3 protein-coding genes are annotated in these 3,044 nt (G+C 56.2%); all 3 read right to left on the bottom strand.

Annotated features, from left to right (window positions below; genetic code table 11):
• Positions 1–514: 514 nt before the first annotated feature.
• Positions 515–1,417 carry a signal peptidase I gene (gene lepB / locus E5355_RS18860; RefSeq protein WP_136011534.1) on the bottom strand — a complete coding sequence of 301 codons (903 nt, stop codon included), beginning with the start codon at positions 1,415–1,417 and terminating at the stop codon, positions 515–517.
• A 6-nt stretch (positions 1,418–1,423) separates the two neighbouring features.
• Positions 1,424–2,215, bottom strand: a complete 792-nt coding sequence (locus E5355_RS20065; protein WP_246867005.1) for a hypothetical protein — start codon at positions 2,213–2,215, stop codon at positions 1,424–1,426.
• Positions 2,216–2,304: 89 nt separating this feature from the next.
• Positions 2,305–2,958, bottom strand: a complete 654-nt coding sequence (locus E5355_RS20060) for a hypothetical protein (RefSeq protein WP_246867004.1) — start codon at positions 2,956–2,958, stop codon at positions 2,305–2,307.
• Between the last annotated feature and the right edge of the window lie 86 nt (positions 2,959–3,044).

Here is a 3,044-nt window from a genome sequence, read left to right as displayed (position 1 = left end):
CTTGAAAGACCTCTTCGACAAAACTAAATTTCAATATGACAAAGACCGTTTCGGACCAAATGGGCCAAATTTATTTAATGTTTAACTAGTCCCTATTTTTTATGGGACACTAATGCTATATTCAATATTCAGAGAAAAGAACAGTGTTGAAAGAGTTTTTGTTTGATTATCACCTGTCGGCATCATGAATATTTGTATAAAAAAACATAAATGGAGGTTCTTTACAAGGGTCAGAGAAATTATCACTTCGCGCCTTCAGGAGTTAACGAAGCTAGAGCCGACACTCTTTCGTATGTATTCACAGAAGTATCGGCTTTTCCGGTGAGACCGGTTTTAGCTGATAGCGCAACTGACTATGATTCAACAGACAAGCACTGCAAAGATGATGCAAGCAAATTACAGCGATACTGCAACCCTATTTGCAGCAGCAGTGCAACAAGTTTGCAGCAGCAGTGCAACAAGCTTGCAGTAGCAGTGCAACAAGCTTGCAGTAACCATGCAGTCAGTTATCCATTTATTCTATCCTCTTTCCAGTCCGGTTCCATCTCACGGCGCCGGTGGCCATATCTTCCGACTTCCATATCATCACCGCACGTCCCACGATAAAAGGCTCGGGAAGCAGCCCCCAGTAACGGGAGTCCTGCGAGTTCTCCGCCTTGTCGCCCGCCACGAAGTAGTAGTTCTCCAGGAAGCGGTATTCCCGTATCAGGCTGTCGCCCAGATAGGCGCGGCCGTCCGCATCCATGCGCAATTTCTTTTTCTGCTCCCAGCCCACAGGTTGCCGGTAGAGCAACCACGACACGGAATCCATCTCCACCACCTGCCCCTTGGCGGGAACAGGCAGCGGCCCGAACTCCTTCACCGTCCAGCCCCAATCCTTGTTCCAGGGGAAGGTCTCCATCTGCACGCCCGCGGCGCCGCTGTCGGGCAACAGGGCCATCGCTTCCTGGGAAGGCAAGTAGCCCACGTTCCCCTCATGGCCGGCTATCCGGTAGCGCCCGTTTCTTATCTCCAGCGTGTCGCCCGGCACCGCCACGCAACGCTTCACGTAGTAGCGCATCACGTCGAAGGCAATACTGTCCCAACTGCCCGGCCGATAGGGGAAGTTGAATACCAACACGTCGTCCCTCCGGTACCTCCTCCAGCCCGGCACACGGTATATCTCCACATCCTTCCCCTCCAAGGCGCCGGAGAGGTCGAACAGACGCGCGCCGCCCGAACACTTGTCCACCAGGATATAGTCGCCAGGCAACAGGGCGGGCGACATCGAGTCGCTGGGAATCCTGAAGGAGACCACGGCAAACACATGCAATACACAATAGCCCGCGGCAAGCAGGCAAAGGTAAAAAGCGGCGTTCGTCAGCCTGCCAAGCCACCTTACCATAATCCTCTTCCTCTTCGTTTCCTTCCCGTCCATCCTTTCCTACCTTATCAGGTCCATGGTTATCACACTGTCGTTTTCCAGATAGAACACACGCTGGTTGACGATGCGGTCGGGCACGGTGAACCACAGCAGCGCATTCTCCGGGATATTCGTATAGCTCTGGGTGGAATCGGCGGTGCTGTCGTATTCCAGCGGGGAAAACGAAGCCGACTCCGCATCCCAGTAGTGGAGCGTGTACGGACGCTTGAGCAGCCTTTTCCGTTTCGGGAACGTGAACGCCCGTGTCTGGTCCGTACGGGGGATGAACTTGCGTACATGCCCGCTCGCATCCGCATGGAACGGGGCGGTAAGGAAGCGGAGCCGCCCGCCCGAGGGAGAATCCGCCACGATGAAGATGTTGTCGCATCCCACCCGGTGAAACTGACAGACCGCATCGGTGCGGCATCCCATGGCAATGGGCTCCCACCGGTAATAATTGTAGGCGCAAAGATAGACCCGGCCCGATGCATGCACGAACTCCCGGATGCGGTCGGTCGACACGCCGACATCGACGGGACGTTCGAGGTACTCCGGGCTGACGTCCTCCAGCAAGGGACTTTTCAGCCAGGTGGCATAGCCGTCGTCCGCGCCTTCCTCTCTGCCGGGCACGGAACAGAGGCCGAAATGGGAACGGTATACCTTGGCGGGCCGCAAATTTCCCCGGCCGTTCAATACCGGCAGATACTCACCCGGTAACTGCTCTCCGGGAGCAAAGCTGTGGAAACGTCCGTCCTGCCACACGGCTCCCCAGTTGTGCCCCCAGTCCATGCGCGTCCAGAGGGTCTTGTCCAAGGCCACAGGGATGCCCACGGCACGCATGACGAACAGGCCCAAATCGCACAAGCCTTCGCACCGGGCACCTCCCCAGGCATACGTCTCCTCTATCGTAGGATAGAAAGGGGGGAGTTCTTTTTATACTTCATCAAGGTTTCCAGCCTCGCGTTCAGCAGCGAGCAAGCTTCCAACGGAGTGGAGACTCCGGCAGAGTCGAGCAAGGGGGTGAACCTGTCCATCATCTCCTTCCTGAGGCCCGAAGGGTATTCACGGCTGGTGCGGTACGGCAGTATATACCGGCAGAAGACAGCAAAAGGCACCCGCCTCGCCCAGGGCTTCATCCACGCCTCGAAAGCGAGGTCGATGTTCCGTACCAGGAAAGCACTGTCCAGCGTGTGGATATCCTTGTAGCGGCGGCGTTCCACCATACGCCCCGCCCTTGCCAGCGAGTCGAGGTGCGCCTTGCCAGCCTCCTCCGTGGAGAAGTCCGTCAGCTGCGGGCGGTGTCTCCCATCGCCGGGCAGCGCGTAAAACTCCTCCTCGTAGAAGTGGTAGGGCATGTTCTCTATCAGGAAACGGGCGGCAGCGAGTTTCAGGCTGTCGTCCTTATAGTGCCACAGCACATGCTCCAGTTCCTGCCGGTTCTCACCGGCAAGCGCCAAGGCACGCTCCAGCGCGACATCCCGGCGGCAAGACGGGAAAAGCAGGAGCATCAGGCATCCGCATAACGGGAAGCACCGGAATATTTTACTCGGGGGCATTCGCATGATTACTCTTTCTATTTGTTATTTGGCATCCCCGCTAATCTTCAATGTCAACGGAGAATTGTCCGTATTGCAGTACAAGG

The organism is Bacteroides muris (ex Afrizal et al. 2022) (assembly GCF_004793475.1).
GTDB classification, from domain to species: Bacteria; Bacteroidota; Bacteroidia; order Bacteroidales; family Bacteroidaceae; genus Bacteroides; species Bacteroides muris.
The sequence above is the reverse complement of the archived record's forward strand: the minus strand, read 5'-3'. Positions and strand labels throughout refer to the sequence as shown.